This is a genomic window from Streptomyces sp. SN-593 (genome assembly GCF_016756395.1).
GTDB classification, from domain to species: Bacteria; Actinomycetota; Actinomycetes; order Streptomycetales; family Streptomycetaceae; genus Actinacidiphila; species Actinacidiphila reveromycinica.
Window position 1 is genome coordinate 7,079,822 of sequence record NZ_AP018365.1, and the last position, 18,132, is coordinate 7,097,953.

Genomic DNA, 18,132 nt, shown 5'->3' on the forward strand with positions numbered 1-18,132 from the left:
TGGTAAAGGATTCCCCTCGACTTGCCCCCGACCCGGCCTCAGGTCGCTTCCGCCGGACGATCTCCGCCGTATACGGTCATGACCCATGGAGACGGAGGAAGAACCGGTCGGCGATCTGGTCGCGCTGGGTCTGGCGCGCTACGAGGCCCGGGTCTACCTCGCTCTGGTGCGCCGCGAGTCGTACACCGCCGCGGAGGTCGCCCGCGAGGCCGACGTGCCCCGGCAGCGGGTGTACGACGTGCTCGACGCGCTGGTCAGGCGGCGGCTGGCCACCACCCGGCCGGGCCGGGTCGCCACCTTCTCCGCGGTCGCGCCCGAACTCGCCGTCGCCCGGCTGATGGCCCATCAGCGCGAGACCCTGGAGCGGCTGGACCGGATGTCCTCCGCCCTGACCGCCGCGCTGCTGCCGGTCTGGACCGAGGGCCGCACCCAGACGGTGCCGATGGACTACGTGGAGATCCTGCGCGATCCGAAGTCGATCGCCGAGGCGTTCGCCGACATCCAGGCGCAGGCCCGGCACGAGCTGCTGAGCTTCTGCAAGCCGCCCTTCGTCTCCTCCCCGCTCAACGCCATCGGCATCAAGGTGGTGCGGCGGATGCGCCGGTCCGGAGGCTCGGTGCGCGCGATCTACACCAACGAGGCGCTGGACGACCACGAGGTGCTGGAGAACGTGCGGCGGTTCGGCGCCGCCGGCGAGGAGAGCCGGTTCGCCGCCCAGTTGCCGCTGAAGCTGGTGGTCGCCGACGCCTCGCTCGTGCTGTGCGACATGCCCGACCCGGTGGCCGGCACCGACGCGACCACCGCGCTGTACATCGAGCACCCGGCGCTCGCCGCGTGCCTGCGGCTGGCCTTCCTGACCGTGTGGGAGAGCGCGCAGACCGTGCCGAGCGCCCGGCCCTGACCGGCGCCACGCGCCGGACCGGCGGCCGCCAACACCGGACGGGCCCAGGTCGGGAGGCTACAGTGACCGCGTGGCCGTGTTCCTGCTGGGCGTGGGTGCCGCCTGCTGCCTGGGTCTGGGATTCGTGTTGCAGCAGCGCGCGGCCGCCCGTGCCCCGCGGACGGACATCCTCTCCTTCCGGCTGCTGCTCGACCTGATCCGGATGCCCGACTGGCTGCTGGGCGTCGCCTTCATGGTCGCCGGGCAGGTGCTCAGCGCGATCGCGCTCACCCGTGGCGAGATCTCGCTGGTCGAACCGCTCACCGCCACCAACCTGCTGTTCGCGATGGCGCTGTCCCGCTGGCTCACCCGGCAGCCGCTCGGCTGGAGCGGGTGGGGCGGGGTGGTGCTGCTCGCGCTCGGCGTGACCTCGTTCATCGTCGCCGGGCAGCCGCACGGCGGCGGAAACGTCGCCAGCGCGCTGCGGCACTGGCTGGTGTTCGGCATCGTGGCCGGCCTGGCGCTGCTGGTCACCCTCTACGCGAAGGGACTACAGCCGTCCCTGGAGGCCACCTACCTCGCGCTGGCCGCCGGGCTGATCTACGGGCTCCAGGACGCCCTGACCCGCATCTGCGGGTCGATCGCGGACGACGACGGGGTCGCCCGTCTCGTGGTCAGCTGGCAGCCGTACGCGGTGCTCGCCATCGGCATCACCGGGATACTGCTGGTCCAGTCCGCCTTCGAGGCGGCGCCGCTGCGGATGTCCCTGCCCGCGCTCACCGCGGCGCAGCCACTGGCGGGCATCGCGTGCGGCATCGGGTTCCTCGGCGACCAGATCCGGGTCACCCCGCTCGCGCTCGCCTTCCAGGCGGCCGGGCTCGCCGCCGTGGTCGCCGGGGTGCTCCTGCTCGGCCGGCACCCCGCGATGCCGCAGGGCCCGGCCAAACGCGAGAAGCCGGGCGCGACCCGCGTGGCGTAGGTCCGCGGAGCCGGACCGCGGGGACCCGCGCGGGCCCGTCCAGGGGGCCTGGCGCGGCCGCACGGGCCCTGTCCAAGGAGCTGCCTCGCGGTGGCCCGAGGGGCCCGCATCACCGGTGGACTCCGCGGTGCCGCCCGCTCCAGGCCCTAAGGGGCCGGGTGGGCCGCCGGCGCGCCCGCCGCGGGGGTCCAGGTGAAGGAGGGCGCGCGGCCGGCGAGGAAGGCGGCCGCGCCCTCGTCCGTGTCGGTGCTCTCGGCCGCCTGCCGGGCCCAGTGGGCGGCGCGCTCGGCGGAGGGCGGACCGGCGGCGAACTCCTTGGCGGCGGTCTGGGTGAGCCGCGAGCGGGTGCCGAGGATCTCGGCGAACCGGCGCACCCGCGCGTCCAACTGGTCGCCGTCGGGCAGCACCTCGTCGACGAGGCCGGTGCGCAGCGCCCGCTCCTCGTCGATCAGCTCGGCGGAGAACAGCAGGTACTTCGCGGTGGAGGGGCCGGCGACGGCCACCAGGCGGCGGGTGGAGGCGGCGGCGTAGACGATGCCGAGCCGGGCCGGAGTCACCCCGAACCGGGCGCCCCGCGCGGCGAACCGCAGGTCGCAGGCGACCGCGAGCTGGCAGCCGCCGCCGACGCAGTAGCCGCGCACAGCGGCCACCGTGGGCTTGGGGAACGCGGCGAGCGCCTCCTCGGCGGCGAGCGCGGCCTCCTGCACCTCGCGCCGCCCCTCGGCGTCGGCCAGCTCGCTGATGTCGGCGCCGGCGCTGAACGCCTCGCCCTCCCCGGTGAGCACCAGCAGCCGCACCCCGGGTTCGGCGGCCAGCCCGGCCAGCACGCCGGGCAGCGCCCGCCACATGCCGAGCGTCATCGCGTTGCGCCGGGCCGAGTTGCTGATGGTGACCGTCGCGACACCATCCCGCGCGCTCACCAGCAGACCGGGGCCGAACCGGGACATCGGGCGCTCCTTCGATCGGTGCACGTGCACCGACCAGGTGCAGCCGGACGATCCTAACCACGCGTGTCGCCCCGGCCTCGACCGCCCCAACCACACACCCGGCGATCGGGACCGGACGTCTCGTCGATCAGTATCGGTCCGATGCGGTCGCGGGACGCGCAAAGCCGTGGAATTCCGGTCTCCCGCACGTGCGGCGCGCACCTGCGCGGAGACTCGACGGGTGAGGCTGGTCCGCCGGTTCCCCGCTCCACCGGGACGGACGCCTCGGCAGGCCCTGTCGGACGATGTCACGCGAAAGCGATGGTGGGTGCGGTCATGGAGGTCCGCGGGAGTGTCCCGCTCGGTCAGGCTCCTCTCCCGGCTCCGGTTCCCCGACCGTACGAAGGGGTCTGGCGCTTCACCGCCCCCACGGTCGACGGTTCGGTGCCGCAGGTGCGGCACGGCGTGCGGGCGCTCGTCCGAGAGCAGGGCGTCCCCATCGACGACGACATGCTCTTCGGCCTGCTGCTGATCGTCTCCGAGCTGGTCACCAACGCGGTGAAGCACGCCGCGGTGCTCTCCCCCGAGGTGGCCGTCGAGCTCGCGGTCGGGCCGGAGTGGGTCAGGATCGCGGTGGAGGACAACCACCCCTACCGGCCGAAGGCGCTGGAGGCCGACCACGCGCGCACCGGCGGGCGCGGCCTGGTGCTGGTCAAGACGATCACGGACGAGGCGGGCGGCTCCTGCGACATCGCGCAGACCCCGGGCGGCGGGAAGGTGATCTGGGCGGCGCTCCCGCTGCGCGCGCCCCTGTACTGACGGCGGGGCCGGGACGGCGACCGGGCCGCCGGGCGGGGAGGACGACCGGGCCGCCGGGCGGGGAGGACGGCCGGGCCGGCCGGGCCGGAGGCGCGAAGCGTGTCGCCGCGCCCCCGGCCCCACCGGCCCGCGCGGCTCACCAGCCCGCGGTGCCGGCCACCTCGCGCACGGCGGGCAGCGCCGCGTCCAGCACGGTCTGGAACCACGCCGAGAACGGACCGTCCTCACGCAGCTTCGCCAACTCCCCGGGCGTCACGAAGAGCGTCTCGCCGATCTCGTCCGGGTCCGGCAGCAGCGGGGCGCGAACCACCCCGACGTACAGGTGGTTGTACTCCTGCTCGACCAGGCCCGAGGCGGGGTCCGGGTGGTTGTAGCGGACCGTGCCGGCCTCGCGCATCAGCGCCGGCGCGACCCCCAGCTCCTCGGCGGTGCGCCGGGCGGCGGCCACGAACGGCTGCTCGCCGGGGTACGGGTGGCCGCAGCAGGTGTTGGACCACACGCCGGGGGAGTGGTACTTGCTCAGCGCCCTGCGCTGGAGCAGCAGCCGGCCCTCGTCGTCGAAGAGGAAGACCGAGAACGCGCGGTGCAGCCTGCCGGGCGCGAGGTGCGCCGACAGCTTCTCCGCCGTGCCGATGGTGACGCCGTTCTCGTCGACCAGTTCGAGCATGATCGGTTCTGCGACCCCGTCGGGGGACGGCACGGTGGAGGGGGAGCCGGGTCGGCCGGTGGCGGGACTGGTGGGCATTTCCATCCTTCGCGTTCGACGACGAGTTCTTAGTCTGCCTCACCGCCGCCGCCGTTCCGCGCGCGCACCGCCCCCGCCGCACCGGCGTGAAGAGGGCGCGAGGTGGTACCCGGGGGCGCCCCGCACCCGTCAGCGGCACATGCCCGGCTCGTGCGCCGCGTGGCCGGCCGGTTCGAGCTGGAAGGTGCAGTGCGCCACGTCGAAGTGCGTGCCGAGGCAGCCCTGGAGGTCGTGGAGCATCTTCTCGTACCCCACCGCGTCCAGCACGTCCTGGCTCACCACGACGTGCGCGGACAACACCGGCAGGCCCGAGGTGATGGTCCACGCGTGCAGGTCGTGCAGCCCCTCGACGCCCGCCAGCCCCTCGATGTGGCGGCGCACCTGCCGCATGTCCACCCCCCGGGGCGCCGCCTCCAGCAGCACGTCCAGCGCCTCGCGCATCAGCTGCCAGGTGCGCGGCACGATCAGTACGCCGATCAGCAGCGAGGCGACCGCGTCGGCCTGCCGCCAGCCCGTGAGCAGGTAGACCACGGCCGCCGCCACCACCGCGAGCGAGCCGAACGCGTCGGCCATCACCTCCAGGAAGGCGGCCCGCACGTTCAGGCTCTCCTTCTGGCCGGCCATCAGCACCGCCAGCGACACCGAGTTCGCCACCAGGCCGATGACGCCGAAGACGATCGTGGCGCCGCCGTCGATGCCGTGCGGGGTGATCAGGCGGCGGACGCCCTCGTAGAAGATGAAGACGCCGACGGCGAGCAGCAGCAGGGCGTTGAGCCCGGCGGCCAGGATCTCGGCGCGGGCGTAGCCGAAGGTGCGGCGCTCGCTCGGCGGCCGGGCCGCGACGTGGACGGCCAGCAGCGCCATCGCCAGGCCCGCCGCGTCGGTGGCCATGTGGCCCGCGTCGGCCAGCAGGGCGAGCGAGCCGGTGACCAGGCTCCCGGCCACCTCGGTGGCCAGCACCAGCAGGGTGATCGTCAGGGCGATCCGCAGCCGGCCGCGGTGCGCGCCGCCGGCGGTGGTGGCCGTGCCGTGCTGGTGGCCATGGCTGTGGCCGTGTCCGTGTCCGTGGTGGTGACCGCTCCCTGCCCCCATCGACGGGGCCCCCTTCCGCATGCGCCTGGGTGTCCGCTGAACGCCTGCTCTCGTGGTCCGCGGGCCAGTCAACACCGGTTACCCACCGTGGGCAAGCCGATACTGGAGACCGTTGTCATGTGCGGTGACCTGGGGTGGTGAGGTGACCCTAATCCGTCGCCGAAGGGGGGGCGCGGAGGTGCCGGAGGGCCCGCTCGCCCCGATGTTGTGGCGGGCGACCGGAATCGAGGATGATGATCACACTGGGCGGGCCACGTTCAGGCGAACACGCAGTGAACGACTGCCGACCCGCATCCGATAACCTCGCCGTCGTGTCCGGCCCGGAGCCGCCTGCCGCGGCCTCGCCGGTGCGCCTTCGTACGCATTCAGGGAGTGGGTTCCTCTGTCGACCGCAATTCTCACCGGCCCGCCCGACGCCGGGACGCCGTCGCCGCTCGCGGACGACCTGCGGGCTCTGGGATTCCAGGTCGTGGAGGCCGACGGGCCGCGCGCGGTGGCCGAGCGCGTCGCCGGCGCGCCGCCCGCCGAGCGCGTCGCGGTCGTCGACCGCCGCTTCCGCGGCCACCGCCACGCCCTGCGGCTGGCCCTGACCGACCCCCGCTTCGACGCCGGCGCCGTGCCCGGCGCGCTGGCCGTGCAGGCCGCCGCCCGGCCCGCGCTGTCCCGGGCGCTCCACGAGCTGGCCGGCGGCGCGGACGCCGCCGCCCCGGCCGCCGGCGGCCCGGCCGCGCCCCAGGGCGGCGCGCCCACCGCCACGGTCGCCGACGGCGACGTCCTCGCCGACGTGCTGGCCGGGGAACTGGGCCGGCAGGGCGCCGAGCCGTACCGGCCCGAACTGGGCGTCCTGGTGGCCCGGGTGGCCCGCGGGCCCCAGGAGGAGGCCGCCGCGGCCGAGGCGGTCGCCGGCGTGGACGAGGAGGCGGTGCGGCTGCGCAGCGCGGTGAAGTCCCGCGACGGGTTCTTCACCACGCACTGCATCAGCCCGTACTCCCGCTACATCGCGCGCTGGTGCGCCCGGCGCGGCCTGACCCCCAACCAGGTGACCACCGCCTCCCTGCTGGTCGCGCTGATCGCCGCCGGGTGCGCGGCGACCGGCACCCGCGGCGGGTACGTCGCCGCCGGCGTGCTGCTGCTCGCCTCGTTCGTCCTGGACTGCACCGACGGCCAGCTCGCCCGCTACTCCCTCCAGTACTCCACCCTCGGCGCCTGGCTCGACGCGACCTTCGACCGCGCCAAGGAGTACGCCTACTACGCCGGCCTGGCGCTGGGCGCCGCCCGCGGCGGCCACGACGACGTGTGGGCGCTGGCCCTGGGCGCGATGGTGCTCCAGACCTGCCGCCACGTCGTGGACTTCGCCTTCAACGAGGCCAACCACGACGCCGCCGCCAACACCAGCCCCACCGCCGCCCTGTCCGGGCGGCTGGACAGCGTCGGCTGGACGGTGTGGGTGCGCCGGATGATCGTGCTGCCGATCGGCGAGCGCTGGTTCCTGATCGCGGTCCTCACCGCCGCCACCACCCCCCGCGTCACCTTCGTGGTGCTGCTCATCGGCTGCGCGCTGGCCGCCTGCTACACCACCGCCGGCCGCGTGCTGCGCTCCCTCACCCGCAAGGCCCGGCGGACGGACCGGGCCGCGCAGGCGCTCGCCGACCTCGCCGACAGCGGCCCGCTGGCCGAGGCCGTGGCGCGCGTCGCGGCGCCGCTCGCCCGGCGGCTGCCCGCCTTCGCCCCCCCGCTGCTCGCCGCGATCGGCGCCGGAGCGCTCACCGCGACCGCCGCGCTGGCCACCCGCGGCACCTGGTGGGTCGTGGCGGCCGCCGTGCTCTACGTCGTGACCAGCGCGATCGCCGTCGCCCGCCCGCTGAAGGGCGCACTGGACTGGCTGGTGCCGCCGTTCTTCCGGGCCGGCGAGTACGGCGCGGTGCTGGCACTGGCCGCCGTCTCCGAGGTGAACGGAGCGTTGCCCGCCGCCTTCGGGCTGGTGGCCGCGGTCGCCTACCATCACTACGACACGGTCTACCGCATCCGCGGCGGAACCGGAGCCCCGCCCCGCGCACTGGTGCGGGCGGCCGGCGGCCACGAGGGCCGGGCGCTGCTGGTGGCCGTGCTGTCGGCGGTCCTGGTCACCGGAAGCCGCCACGACGGCTTCACCGCCGCACTGACGGTGCTCGCCGCCGTCCTCGCGCTGCTCGTCCTCACCGAGAGCATCCGCTTCTGGGTGTCCTCGGGGGCACCCGCCGTACACGACGAGTCAGGAGAACCCGCATGATCGGCCTGGTGCTGGCGGCAGGCGCAGGACGGCGCCTGCGGCCGTACACGGACACGCTGCCGAAGGCGCTGGTGCCGGTCGGGCCGGACGGCGCGGCGGACGGCCCGACGGTGCTCGACCTCACGCTCGGCAACTTCGCGGCGGTCGGCATCACCCGTGCCGCGGTCGTCGTCGGCTACCGCAAGGAGGCCGTCTACGCCCGCAAGGAGGCGCTGGAGGCCCGCTACGGCGTCGAGCTGACCCTCGTCGACAACGACAAGGCCGAGGAGTGGAACAACGCCTACTCCCTGTGGTGCGCGCGCGACGTGCTGCGGGAGGGAGTGATTCTGGCCAACGGCGACACCGTCCACCCGGTCTCCGTCGAGCGCACGCTGCTGGCCGCCCGCGGTGACGGCCGCCGGATCATCCTCGCGCTGGACACGGCCAAGAAGCTCGCCGACGAGGAGATGAAGGTCGTCGCCGAGCCCGGCCGTGGGGTGCGCCGGATCACCAAGCTGATGGACCCGGCCGAGGCCACCGGGGAGTACATCGGCGTCACCCTGATCGAGGCGGACGCCGCGGCCGACCTCGCCGACGCGCTCAAGGCCACCTACGAGCGCGACCCCGACCTGTACTACGAGGACGGCTACCAGGAACTGGTCGACCGCGGCCACGTGCTGGACGTGGCACCGGTCGGCGACATCCCCTGGGTCGAGATCGACAACCACGCCGACCTCGCCCGCGGACGGGAGATCGCGTGCCAGTACTGACCCGGCTGATCCCCTCGCCGGTCGTCGTCGACATCCGCGGGGGCGCGCTCGCCGACCTCTCCCGGCTGCTGGCCGACGAGCGGATCTCGACGTCCGGCAAGATCGCCGTGGCGGTCAGCGACGGCTCCGGCGCCCGGCTGCGCGAGCGGCTGGCGCCCGAACTGCCGGGCGCCGACTGGTTCCCGGTCGCCGCCGGCACCATCGACGCCGCCGTGAAGCTCGCCGACGCCATGCGCGGCCAGCGCTACGACGCGGTGGTCGCGCTGGGCGGCGGGAAGATCATCGACGCCGCGAAGTACGCGGCCGCCCGGGTCGGGCTGCCGATGGTGGCGGTCGCCACCAACCTCTCGCACGACGGCATCTGCTCGCCGATCTCCACCCTCGACAACGACAACGGGCGCGGCTCGTACGGCGTGCCCGGCCCGATCGCGGTCGTGATCGACCTGGACGTCATCCGCGAGGCCCCGAGCCGCTACCTGCGGGCCGGCATCGGCGACGCGGTCTCCAACCTCTCCGCGCTCGCCGACTGGGAGCTGTCCCACCGCGAGACCGGCGAGCGGATCGACGGCCTGGCCGCGGCCATGGCGCGCGGCGCGGGCGAGGCGGTGCTGCGGCACCCGGGCACCGTCGCCGACGACGACTTCCTCGTCATCCTCGCCGAGGGCCTGGTGCTCACCGGCATCGCGATGTCGATCAGCGGGGACAGCCGCCCCTCCTCGGGCGCCTGCCACGAGATCAGCCACGCCTTCGACCTGCTCCACCCGCAACGGGCCGCCGCGCACGGCGAGCAGGTGGGCATCGGCGCGGCCTTCGCGATGCACCTGCGCGGCGCCCGCGAGGAGTCCGCGCTCATCGCCGACACGCTGCGGCGGCACGGACTGCCGGTGCTGCCGGAGCAGATCGGCTTCTCCGCCCAGGAGTTCGTGGAGGCGGTGCGCTACGCGCCGCAGACCCGGCCCGGGCGCCACACGATTCTGGAACACCTCGACCTGTCCGCCACCGAGATCAGGGACGCGTACGCCGACTATGCCAAAACCATCAGTAGCTGAGCTGCGCCCCGTCGTTCATCCGGCGGGCGTCAAGGACCGGCGCAGCGGGGAGCACTGGGCCGGCCGGCTGTACATGCGCGAGGTGTCGCTGCGCATCGACCGCCACCTGGTGAACACCCGCGTCACGCCCAACCAGCTGACCTACCTGATGACCGTCTGCGGCGTGCTCGCCGCACCGGCCCTGCTGGTCCCCGGCATAGCCGGCGCCGTGCTCGGCGTGGTCGCGGTCCAGCTCTACCTGCTGCTGGACTGCGTCGACGGCGAGATCGCCCGCTGGAAGAAGCAGTACTCGCTGGCCGGCGTGTACCTCGACCGCGTCGGCGCCTACCTGACCGACGCGGCCGTGCTGGTCGGCTTCGGCATGCGCGCCGCCGACATCTGGGGCAGCGGCCGCATCGACTGGCTGTGGGCGTTCCTCGGCACCCTGGCCGCGCTCGGCGCCGTGCTGATCAAGGCGGAGACCGACCTGGTCGGCGTGGCCCGGCACCAGGGCGGGCTGCCGCCGGTCAAGGAGGCGGCCTCCGAGCTGCGCTCCTCCGGGATGGCGCTGGCCCGCCGGGCCGCCTCCGCGCTCCAGTTCCACCGGCTGGTGCTCGGCATCGAGGCGTCGATCCTCATCCTGGTGCTCGCCGTCGTCGACCAGATCCGCGGCGACCTGTTCTTCACCCGCCTCGGCGTGGCCGTGCTGGCCGCGATCGCGCTGCTCCAGACCCTCCTGCACCTCGTCTCCGTCCTCGCGTCGAGCAGGCTGAAGTGAGCGCCCCGCTGACGGTGGGTGCCGTCGTCATCACCATGGGCACCCGACCCGCGGAGCTCCAGGACCTGCTGGACTCCGTCGCCAAGCAGCAGGGCGCCCCGGTCGAGGTGGCGCTCGTCGGCAACGGCTCGCCGCTGCCGGTGATGGAGCGCGAGCACCTGCGCACCGCCGAACTGCCGGAGAACCTGGGCATCCCCGGCGGCCGCAACGTCGGGGTGGAGCTGTTCGGCCCCGGCGGCCGGGACGTCGACGTCGTCCTCTTCCTCGACGACGACGGCCTGCTGCCCGGCGACGACACCGCCGAGCTGGTCCGCCGGGCCTTCGAGCAGGACCCGGAGCTGGGCATCATCAGCTTCCGGATCGCCGACCCGGAGACCGGCGAGACCCAGCGCCGGCACGTGCCGCGGCTGCGTGCCTCGGACCCGATGCGCAACTCGCGGGTGACCACCTTCCTCGGCGGTGCCAGCGCGGTGCGCACCGAGGTCATCCGGCAGGTCGGCGCCCTGCCCGAGCAGTTCTTCTACGCCCATGAGGAGACGGATCTGGCCTGGCGTGCCCTTGACGCCGGCTGGATGATCGACTACCGCTCCGACCTGGTGCTGCTCCACCCGGCCACCTCGCCGGCCCGGCACGCGGTCTACCACCGGCTGGTGGCCAGGAACCGGGTCTGGCTGGCCCGGCGCAACCTGCCCTGGCCCCTGGTGCCGGTGTACCTCGGCGTATGGATGGCGCTCACCTTGGCGCGCAGGCCCTCGGGCACCGCGCTGCGCGCGTGGTTCGGCGGCTTCCGGGAGGGCTGGGCCACCCCGTGCGGCCCGCGCCGCCCGATGCGCTGGCGTACGGTGTGGCGGTTGACCCGGCTGGGCCGACCCCCGATCATCTGACAAGCTCGGATCTGAGAGCATCAGGCGCAGTCCGGGAACCCCTGCACCCGGCGCGCACCTTGAGGACGAAAGTGTCAACTGTGAGCGATACGACGCACAACGGTGCGGTCGCCGTCGGCGCCTCGCCAGTGCCCTCGGCCTTCGACGACGGCCTCAGCCCCGCCGAACTCGCCGCCAAGTACGGGTTGTCGGTCAGTGGTGCGCGGCCCGGGTTGTTGACCTACACGCGTCTGTTGTGGGGTCGTCGACATTTCATCAACGAGTTCGCGAAGGCGCGGACGGCGGCGCAGTACACGCAGGCGCGGCTGGGTCAGTTGTGGCAGGTGATGACGCCGTTGTTGAACGCGGCGGTGTACTACCTGATCTTCGGGATCCTGATCGGTACGCATCGGGGGATCGACAACTTCATCGCGTTCCTGGTGACGGGTGTGTTCATCTTCACGTTCACGCAGTCGTCGGTGTTGAGCGGGGTGAAGTCGATCTCGGGGAATCTGGGGTTGATCCGGGCGTTGCATTTTCCGCGGGCGTCGATGCCGATCGCGTTCACGTTGATGCAGTTGCAGCAGTTGATGATGTCGATGTTCGTGTTGCTGGCGATCGTGTTGATGACCGGTGAGGTGCCGGACGCGTCGTGGTTGTTGATGTTCCCGGCGTTGTTGTGCCAGTGGGTGTTCAACACGGGGTTGGCGTTGATCGTGGCGCGGTTGGGCAGCAAGATGACGGATCTGTCGCAGTTGATGCCGTTCATGTTGCGGACGTGGATGTACATGTCGGGGGTGATGTACAGCATCACGAAGTTGACGACGACGGCGCCGCACATCCTGCGGATCCTGTTGGATGTGAATCCGGCGGCGGTGTACATCGATCTGATGCGGTTCGCGTTGATCGATTCGGTGACGGCGGCGCAGATGCCGGCGCATGTGTGGCCGATGGCGGTGGTGTGGGCGCTGGTCGTCGGTGTCGGTGGGTACGTGTACTTCTGGAAGGCGGAAGAGTCCTATGGCCGTGGCTGAGCAGCCGGCGCTTCCGCCGGTGCAGGTGAGTCGTCCGATGGTGCCGACGGTGATCGTGGAGGACGTGAACATCGTCTACACGGTGTACGGGGCGGGGACGGGTAAGGGGAGTGCGTCGGCGGCGTTGGGTCGGATGCTGTCGAAGAAGCGCCGGTCGACGAACGTGCGGCGGGTGCATGCGGTGAAGAACGTGAGTTTCACGGCGTATCGGGGTGAGGCGATCGGGATCATCGGGTCGAACGGTTCGGGGAAGTCGACGTTGTTGCGGGCGATTGCGGGGTTGCTGCCGCCGGAGTCGGGGCGGATCTACACGGATGGGCAGCCGTCGTTGCTGGGGGTGAACGCGGCGTTGATGAATGATCTGACGGGGGGGACGAACGTGGTCCTGGGGGGGTTGGCGATGGGGATGTCGCGGGAGGAGGTGCGGTCGCGGTACAAGGGGATCGTGGATTTCTCGGGGATCAACGAGAAGGGTGATTTCATCTCGTTGCCGATGCGGACGTATTCGTCGGGTATGGCGGCGCGGTTGCGGTTCTCGATCGCGGCGGCGAAGGATCATGACGTGTTGATGATCGATGAGGCGTTGGCGACGGGTGACCGGGCGTTCCAGCGGCGGTCGGAGGAGCGGATCCGGGAGTTGCGGAAGGAGGCGGGGACGGTGTTCCTGGTCAGTCACAGCAACAAGTCGATCCGGGACACGTGTGAGCGGTCGATCTGGTTGGAGCACGGGGTGATGCTGATGGACGGGCCGACCGAGGACGTCCTCGCCGCCTACGAGGCGAAGACCGGCAAGTGAGGATCCGGCGGCGGGCGGGCGGCGGCTGACGTGGCGTCGGGAACCGGCCGCACCGACCCCGCGGCCGCACCTTGTCCGGCTTCGTCCGGCTCGGTCCGCCGTGCCGACCGGATCCGGGAAGTTTTTTGCCGGAACATGATCCCCGCCGGATGATCCGGCGGGGATCGGTTGTTGAGGTCGGGTGTCGCCGCCCGCCGATCGGGGGCGCGCCCCCGGCGTACGCCGGGTAAGCCTCCGACGTAAGCTGTACCGGTGCTGGGAGCCTGCCGATGATCGATACCCGGGTACGGGTGACCGCGAGTGAGCATGCGGCGTGTCCGAAATGGGAAGTTTCGACGGGGCAGTGTAGAACGGGGGATGTGGCGGCCATGAAGATCGGGACCATCCTGCTCCGGGGCGCGCTCGCCGCCTGTGCGCCGGGAAGCCCGCGGTGACCGGGGACGTCGCCTCCCGTGCCGTCCTCGACAAGGCCGCGCGCGAGAACTTCCCCGTGGCACCGAGGATCCTTCCGCGCGCCTGGCGCCAGGACCTGATGGCCGTCTACGGATTCGCCCGTCTGGTGGACGACATCGGCGACGGCGACCTGGCCGACGGCGGCCGGCCCGACGCGGTCCGGCTCGGCCTGCCCGCCGAGGCGGCCGGCGACCGCCCGACGATGCTCGACGCCTTCGAGGCCGACCTGCACCGGGTGTTCGACGGCACCCCCCGGCACCCGCTGCTGCTGGAGCTGCGCCCGACCGTGCGCAAGCACCGGCTGACCCCCGAGCCCTTCCTCGGCCTCATCGCCGCCAACCGCCAGGACCAGGTGGTCAGCCGCTACGCCACCTACGGCGACCTGCTCGCCTACTGCGAGCTGTCCGCCAATCCGGTGGGCCGGCTGGTGCTCTCCATCACCGGCACCTCCACCCCGGAGCGGGTCCGGCGCTCCGACGCGGTGTGCACCGCGTTGCAGATCGTGGAGCACCTCCAGGACGTCGCGGAGGATCTCGGCAGGGACCGGGTGTACCTCCCCCAGGAGGACATGAAACTCTTCTCGGTGGACGAGGCCGACCTCGCCGCGCCGAGCGCGGGGGAGAAGGTACGCGAGCTGGTCGCGTTCGAAGCCGGGCGGGCCCGTGACCTGCTGGGCGAGGGCGGTGCCCTGGTCCGCAGCGTGCGGGGCCGGCTCAGACTGCTGCTGGCCGGATTCGTCGGCGGCGGTCGTGCGGCGTTGCGGGCGGTGGAGAACGCGGGGTACGACGTGCTGTCGGGTTCACCCAAGGCCACCAAGCCCGTCCTGCTGCGTGAGGTGGGGTCGACATTGCGAAGAGAGGGGTGACCCGGACCGTGAACGGTTCAGCGCACACGTCCGGACAGGTGCTTGCTGCATACAAGTACTGTGAGACCGTGACCGGCCACGAGGCCCGCAACTTCGCCTACGGAATCCGTCTGCTGCCCACGGCGAAGCGGCAGGCGATGTCGGCGGTCTACGCCTTCTCCCGGCGGGTCGACGACATCGGGGACGGCGGGCTGCCGCCCGAGGAGAAGCTGCGCCGGCTGGAGGAGGCCCGCGGGCTGCTGCACCGCGTCGAGGCCCACGAGGTCGAGGAGGACGACACCGACCCGGTGGCGGTCGCCCTCGCCGACTCCTGCGCGGCCTTCCCGATCCCGCTGGGCGGTCTCGGCGAACTCATCGACGGCGTCCAGATGGACGTGCGGGGCGAGAGCTACGAGACCTGGGACGACCTGGCCGTTTACTGCCGCTGTGTGGCGGGAGCTATCGGTAGGGTCTCATTGGGCGTTTTCGGCACCGTGGATGGGCACGATCACGCTCGTGCCGCCGAATACGCCGACACGCTCGGCCTCGCCCTGCAGCTCACCAACATCCTGCGCGACGTCCGCGAGGATGCCGGCAACGGACGCACCTACCTGCCTGCCCAGGACCTCGCCAAGTTCGGCTGCGCCGAGGGCTTCCACAGCGACCTGCCGCCGGCCGGCTCCGACTTCACCGGCCTGGTCGAGTTCGAAGTGCGCCGGGCCCGCGCGCTGTTCGCCACCGGCTACCGGCTGCTGCCGATGCTCGACCGCAGGAGCGGCGCCTGTGTCGCCGCCATGGCCGGCATCTACCGGCGGCTGCTGGAGCGGTTCGCCGCCGACCCCGAGGCGGTGCTGCGCGGTCGGGTGTCCCTGCCTGGCCGGGAGAAGGCGTACGTCGCCGTCCGCGGCCTCGCCGGCCTCGACGCCCGCCGCACCGCGCGTACCCCCGTCGCCGATCCGCGGAGGGGCGTGTGAGAACGACCCGCGTGCACCAAGCGGGTTCCACCGCGCAGTCCGCCCCCGGCACGTCCCCCGCCACGCCGCTCGCCCGGCCCGTCCGTTCCGCCCGGTCCCTCCGGCGGGCGCGGTTCCCGCGGCCGCTCGCGCACCCGTCGTCCGGCCGAGCAACCCTGCCGACGCGCCCTGCGTCACCTTCCGCGACGGCCCGCCGCACCCCGCTCGGTGCGGCCCGAGGAGAGCACGCATGACGACCACCCGATCCGGCCCGGACGCCGGTCCGGACACCGGCCCGGCCGGGCCGGGAGCCGACCCCGCCGCGCGCGGCCGCGCGCGGCGCACCGCCGTCGTGGTCGGCGGCGGCCTGGCCGGGGTGACCGCGGCGCTCGCGCTCGCCGACGCCGGGGTCGAGGTGACCTTGACCGAGGCCCGGCCGCGGCTGGGCGGCCTCGCCTTCTCCTTCAAGCGCGGCGAGTTGACCGTGGACAACGGCCAGCACGTCTTCCTGCGCTGCTGCACCGCCTACCAGTGGTTCCTGGACCGGATCGCGGCCCGCGACCTGGTGACCCTCCAGGACCGGCTGGACGTGCCGGTCCTGGACGCGGACACCGGCAGGACCGGACGGATCGGCCGGGTGGGGCTGCCGGTCCCGCTGCACCTGGCCCCGAGCCTGCTGCGCTACCCGCACCTGTCGGTGGCCGAGCGGGCGTCGGTCGGGCGCGCCGCGCTCGCGCTGCGCGGCCTGGACCTGGACGACCCGGCCCTGGACCGGGTCGACTTCGCCTCCTGGCTCGCCGCGCGCGGGCAGTCCGCGCGGACCGTCGAGGCGCTGTGGGACCTGGTGGCGGTGGCCACTTTGAACGCGACCTCGGCCCAGTCCTCGCTGGGCCTGGCCGCGAAGGTGTTCAAGACCGGGCTGCTGTCCGCGCCGGGCGCCGCCGACATCGGCTGGGCGGCGGTCCCGCTCGGCGACCTGCACGACGGCCGGGCCCGCGCGGCGCTGGACGCGGCCGGGGTGCGGGTACTCCTGCGGTCCCGCGCGGCCGCCCTGACGGCCCGTCCGCCGGGCGCGGACGACGGCTCCGGCGGCGACCCGGCACGTGACGTCGCCCACGCCGGGTGGTGCGTGAACGTGGAGACCGGGCCCGGCCGCGGCGAGCAACTCAACGCCGGCACGGTGGTGTTGGCGGTGCCGCAGCACGAGGCGCACGAACTGCTGCCGGCGGGTGCGCTGGAGGAGCCGGAAAAGCTCTTGCGGATCGGGACGGCGCCGATCCTCAATGTCCATGTGATCTACGACCGGCAGGTGCTCCAGCAGCCGTTCCTGGCGGCGATCGGCAGTCCGGTCCAGTGGGTCTTCGACCGCACCAGGAGCTCCGGGCTCACCGGCGGCGGCCAGTACGTGGCGCTGTCCCAGTCCGCCGTGCAGGACGAGATCGACCTGCCGGTGGCCGAGTTGCGCCGACGCTACCTGCCGGAGCTGGAGCGGGTGCTGCCCGCCGCCCGCGGCGCGGCCGTCCGCGACTTCTTCGTCACCCGTGAACGCACCGCGACCTTCGCGCCCACGCCGGGCGTGGGAGCCCTGCGCCCCGGGCCCGCCACCCGTGCCCCCGGCCTGTACCTGGCCGGCGCGTGGACCGCCACCGGCTGGCCCGCGACCATGGAGGGTGCGGTGCGCAGCGGCCTGCACGCCTCCCGACAAGCTTTGTCCGCCCTCGGACTGCCCTGTGAACCCGGCGTACTGGAGGCGGCATGAGTGCAATTGGTGCGACAAGAGGAGAGAACGTGACCGCTGACAGCGTGATCGCGCTGCTGGAGAACGGCCGCATCCTGACCACCCCCGTGCTCCGCGCGGCCGTCGCACGGCTCGCCCCGCCGATGGACACCGTCGCCTCGTACCACTTCGGGTGGATCGACGAGGCCGGCCGGCCCGCGGACGGGGACGGCGGCAAGGCGGTGCGTCCCGCGCTGGCCCTGCTGTCCGCGCAGGCCGCGGGCGCGCCCGCGGAGACCGGCGTGCCCGGCGCGGTCGCGGTGGAGCTGGTGCACAACTTCTCGCTGCTGCACGACGACCTGATGGACGGCGACGAGCAGCGCCGGCACCGGGACACGGTGTGGAAGGTGCACGGACCGGCCCAGGCGATCCTGGTCGGCGACGCGCTCTTCGCGCTGGCCAACGAGATCCTGCTGGAGCAGGGCACCGCCGACGCCGGCCGGGCCACCCGCCGGCTGACCACCGCGACCCGCAAGCTGATCGACGGTCAGGCCCAGGACATCTCCTTCGAGCACCGCGAGCGGGTCACCGTGGACGAGTGCCTGGAGATGGAGGGCAACAAGACCGGCGCCCTGCTGGCCTGCGCCTCCTCCATCGGCGCGGTGCTCGGCGGAGCCTCGGAGTCCGACGCGGACGCGCTGGAGGAGTACGGCTACCACCTGGGGCTCGCGTTCCAGGCGATCGACGACCTGCTCGGCATCTGGGGCGACCCGGCCACCACCGGCAAGCAGACCTGGAGCGACCTGCGGCAGCGCAAGAAGTCGCTGCCGGTGGTCGCGGCGCTCGCCGCCGACGGCCCCGCGGCCGAGCGGCTGGGCGAACTCCTGGCGGCGGACGCGAAAAACTCCGGACTGATCGAAACTGATGCCTTCAGCGAGGAAGAGTTCGCCCTGCGGGCGGCGTTGATCGAGGAGGCAGGTGGTCGGGAGTGGACGTCCCAGGAGGCCCGGAGACAGTACACGACCGCCATTGCCGCACTGGACAAAATGGACATGCCGGAAGAAATCCGACGTAAGCTCGTGGGCCTGGCGGATTTTGTGGTGGTCCGCGAGAAGTAAACAGACAGACGTGGAGCGTATGACGTCGCCGGTCTCACTCTTGTGACGGCGGACGGCCGCCCCCGACACCGCAGAAGTCTCAACTGCAA

General features: G+C 72.9%; 17 protein-coding genes. 14 read left to right on the forward strand and 3 right to left on the reverse strand.

Features of this window, described 5'->3' with window-relative positions; genetic code table 11:
- Positions 1 to 85 precede the first annotated feature (85 nt).
- Together RVR_RS30640 and RVR_RS30645 are read left to right on the forward strand one after the other, a co-directional pair.
- On the forward strand, positions 86 to 901 hold the full coding sequence (locus RVR_RS30640) for a TrmB family transcriptional regulator (RefSeq protein WP_202237148.1): 816 nt from the start codon (positions 86 to 88) through the stop codon (positions 899 to 901).
- Between the two features lie 70 nt (positions 902 to 971).
- Entirely contained in the window at positions 972 to 1,859 is an 888-nt protein-coding gene (locus tag RVR_RS30645; protein ID WP_202237149.1) for a DMT family transporter, read from the forward strand.
- Positions 1,860 to 2,005: 146 nt separating this feature from the next.
- Here the strand turns inward: RVR_RS30645 and RVR_RS30650 are convergent, their stop codons facing one another.
- Positions 2,006 to 2,806 (reverse strand): enoyl-CoA hydratase/isomerase family protein, encoded by an 801-nt coding sequence (locus RVR_RS30650; RefSeq protein WP_202237150.1) that lies wholly within the window; start codon positions 2,804 to 2,806, stop codon positions 2,006 to 2,008.
- A 315-nt stretch (positions 2,807 to 3,121) separates the two neighbouring features.
- Between RVR_RS30650 and RVR_RS30655 the strand changes: the two genes are divergently transcribed.
- On the forward strand, positions 3,122 to 3,604 hold the full coding sequence (locus RVR_RS30655) for an ATP-binding protein (RefSeq protein WP_202237151.1): 483 nt from the start codon (positions 3,122 to 3,124) through the stop codon (positions 3,602 to 3,604).
- A gap of 136 nt (positions 3,605 to 3,740) precedes the next feature.
- On the opposite strand, the gene idi is transcribed toward RVR_RS30655, so the two are convergent.
- Complete coding sequence (gene idi / locus RVR_RS30660) at positions 3,741 to 4,349, reverse strand: isopentenyl-diphosphate Delta-isomerase (RefSeq protein WP_202237152.1); 609 nt, start codon at positions 4,347 to 4,349, stop codon at positions 3,741 to 3,743.
- Between the two features lie 129 nt (positions 4,350 to 4,478).
- Positions 4,479 to 5,441 carry a cation diffusion facilitator family transporter gene (locus RVR_RS30665; RefSeq protein WP_202237153.1) on the reverse strand — a complete coding sequence of 321 codons (963 nt, stop codon included), beginning with the start codon at positions 5,439 to 5,441 and terminating at the stop codon, positions 4,479 to 4,481.
- Between the two features lie 382 nt (positions 5,442 to 5,823).
- Between RVR_RS30665 and RVR_RS30670 the strand changes: the two genes are divergently transcribed.
- The 11 genes from RVR_RS30670 to RVR_RS30720 all read left to right on the forward strand — a co-directional run bounded on the left by RVR_RS30670 (position 5,824) and on the right by RVR_RS30720 (position 18,043).
- On the forward strand, positions 5,824 to 7,710 hold the full coding sequence (locus RVR_RS30670; protein ID WP_202239392.1) for a DUF5941 domain-containing protein: 1,887 nt from the start codon (positions 5,824 to 5,826) through the stop codon (positions 7,708 to 7,710).
- Positions 7,707 to 8,459: a phosphocholine cytidylyltransferase family protein gene (locus RVR_RS30675; RefSeq protein ID WP_202237154.1), complete on the forward strand. Its 753-nt coding sequence runs from the start codon at positions 7,707 to 7,709 to the stop codon at positions 8,457 to 8,459. Before RVR_RS30670 ends, RVR_RS30675 begins: the two co-directional genes overlap by 4 nt.
- Positions 8,447 to 9,508: an iron-containing alcohol dehydrogenase family protein gene (locus tag RVR_RS30680; RefSeq protein ID WP_202237155.1), complete on the forward strand. Its 1,062-nt coding sequence runs from the start codon at positions 8,447 to 8,449 to the stop codon at positions 9,506 to 9,508. The genes RVR_RS30675 and RVR_RS30680 overlap by 13 nt, the downstream gene beginning before the upstream one ends.
- On the forward strand, positions 9,486 to 10,265 hold the full coding sequence (locus RVR_RS30685; protein ID WP_202237156.1) for a CDP-alcohol phosphatidyltransferase family protein: 780 nt from the start codon (positions 9,486 to 9,488) through the stop codon (positions 10,263 to 10,265). Before RVR_RS30680 ends, RVR_RS30685 begins: the two co-directional genes overlap by 23 nt.
- A gap of 8 nt (positions 10,266 to 10,273) precedes the next feature.
- Positions 10,274 to 11,149 carry a glycosyltransferase family 2 protein gene (locus RVR_RS30690; protein WP_202239394.1) on the forward strand — a complete coding sequence of 292 codons (876 nt, stop codon included), beginning with the start codon at positions 10,274 to 10,276 and terminating at the stop codon, positions 11,147 to 11,149.
- An 80-nt stretch (positions 11,150 to 11,229) separates the two neighbouring features.
- Entirely contained in the window at positions 11,230 to 12,162 is a 933-nt protein-coding gene (locus tag RVR_RS30695) for an ABC transporter permease (RefSeq protein WP_202237157.1), read from the forward strand.
- Positions 12,149 to 12,958, forward strand: a complete 810-nt coding sequence (locus RVR_RS30700) for an ABC transporter ATP-binding protein (RefSeq protein ID WP_202233427.1) — start codon at positions 12,149 to 12,151, stop codon at positions 12,956 to 12,958. Before RVR_RS30695 ends, RVR_RS30700 begins: the two co-directional genes overlap by 14 nt.
- Before the next feature lie 430 nt (positions 12,959 to 13,388).
- On the forward strand, positions 13,389 to 14,276 hold the full coding sequence (gene hpnC, locus RVR_RS30705) for a squalene synthase HpnC (protein ID WP_202237158.1): 888 nt from the start codon (positions 13,389 to 13,391) through the stop codon (positions 14,274 to 14,276).
- Entirely contained in the window at positions 14,273 to 15,229 is a 957-nt protein-coding gene (hpnD, locus tag RVR_RS30710; RefSeq protein WP_202237159.1) for a presqualene diphosphate synthase HpnD, read from the forward strand. The genes hpnC and hpnD overlap by 4 nt, the downstream gene beginning before the upstream one ends.
- 229 nt (positions 15,230 to 15,458) lie before the next feature.
- Positions 15,459 to 16,967 (forward strand): hydroxysqualene dehydroxylase HpnE, encoded by a 1,509-nt coding sequence (gene hpnE / locus RVR_RS30715; RefSeq protein ID WP_202237160.1) that lies wholly within the window; start codon positions 15,459 to 15,461, stop codon positions 16,965 to 16,967.
- Entirely contained in the window at positions 16,964 to 18,043 is a 1,080-nt protein-coding gene (locus tag RVR_RS30720) for a polyprenyl synthetase family protein (protein WP_202237161.1), read from the forward strand. The genes hpnE and RVR_RS30720 overlap by 4 nt, the downstream gene beginning before the upstream one ends.
- Positions 18,044 to 18,132 lie beyond the last annotated feature (89 nt).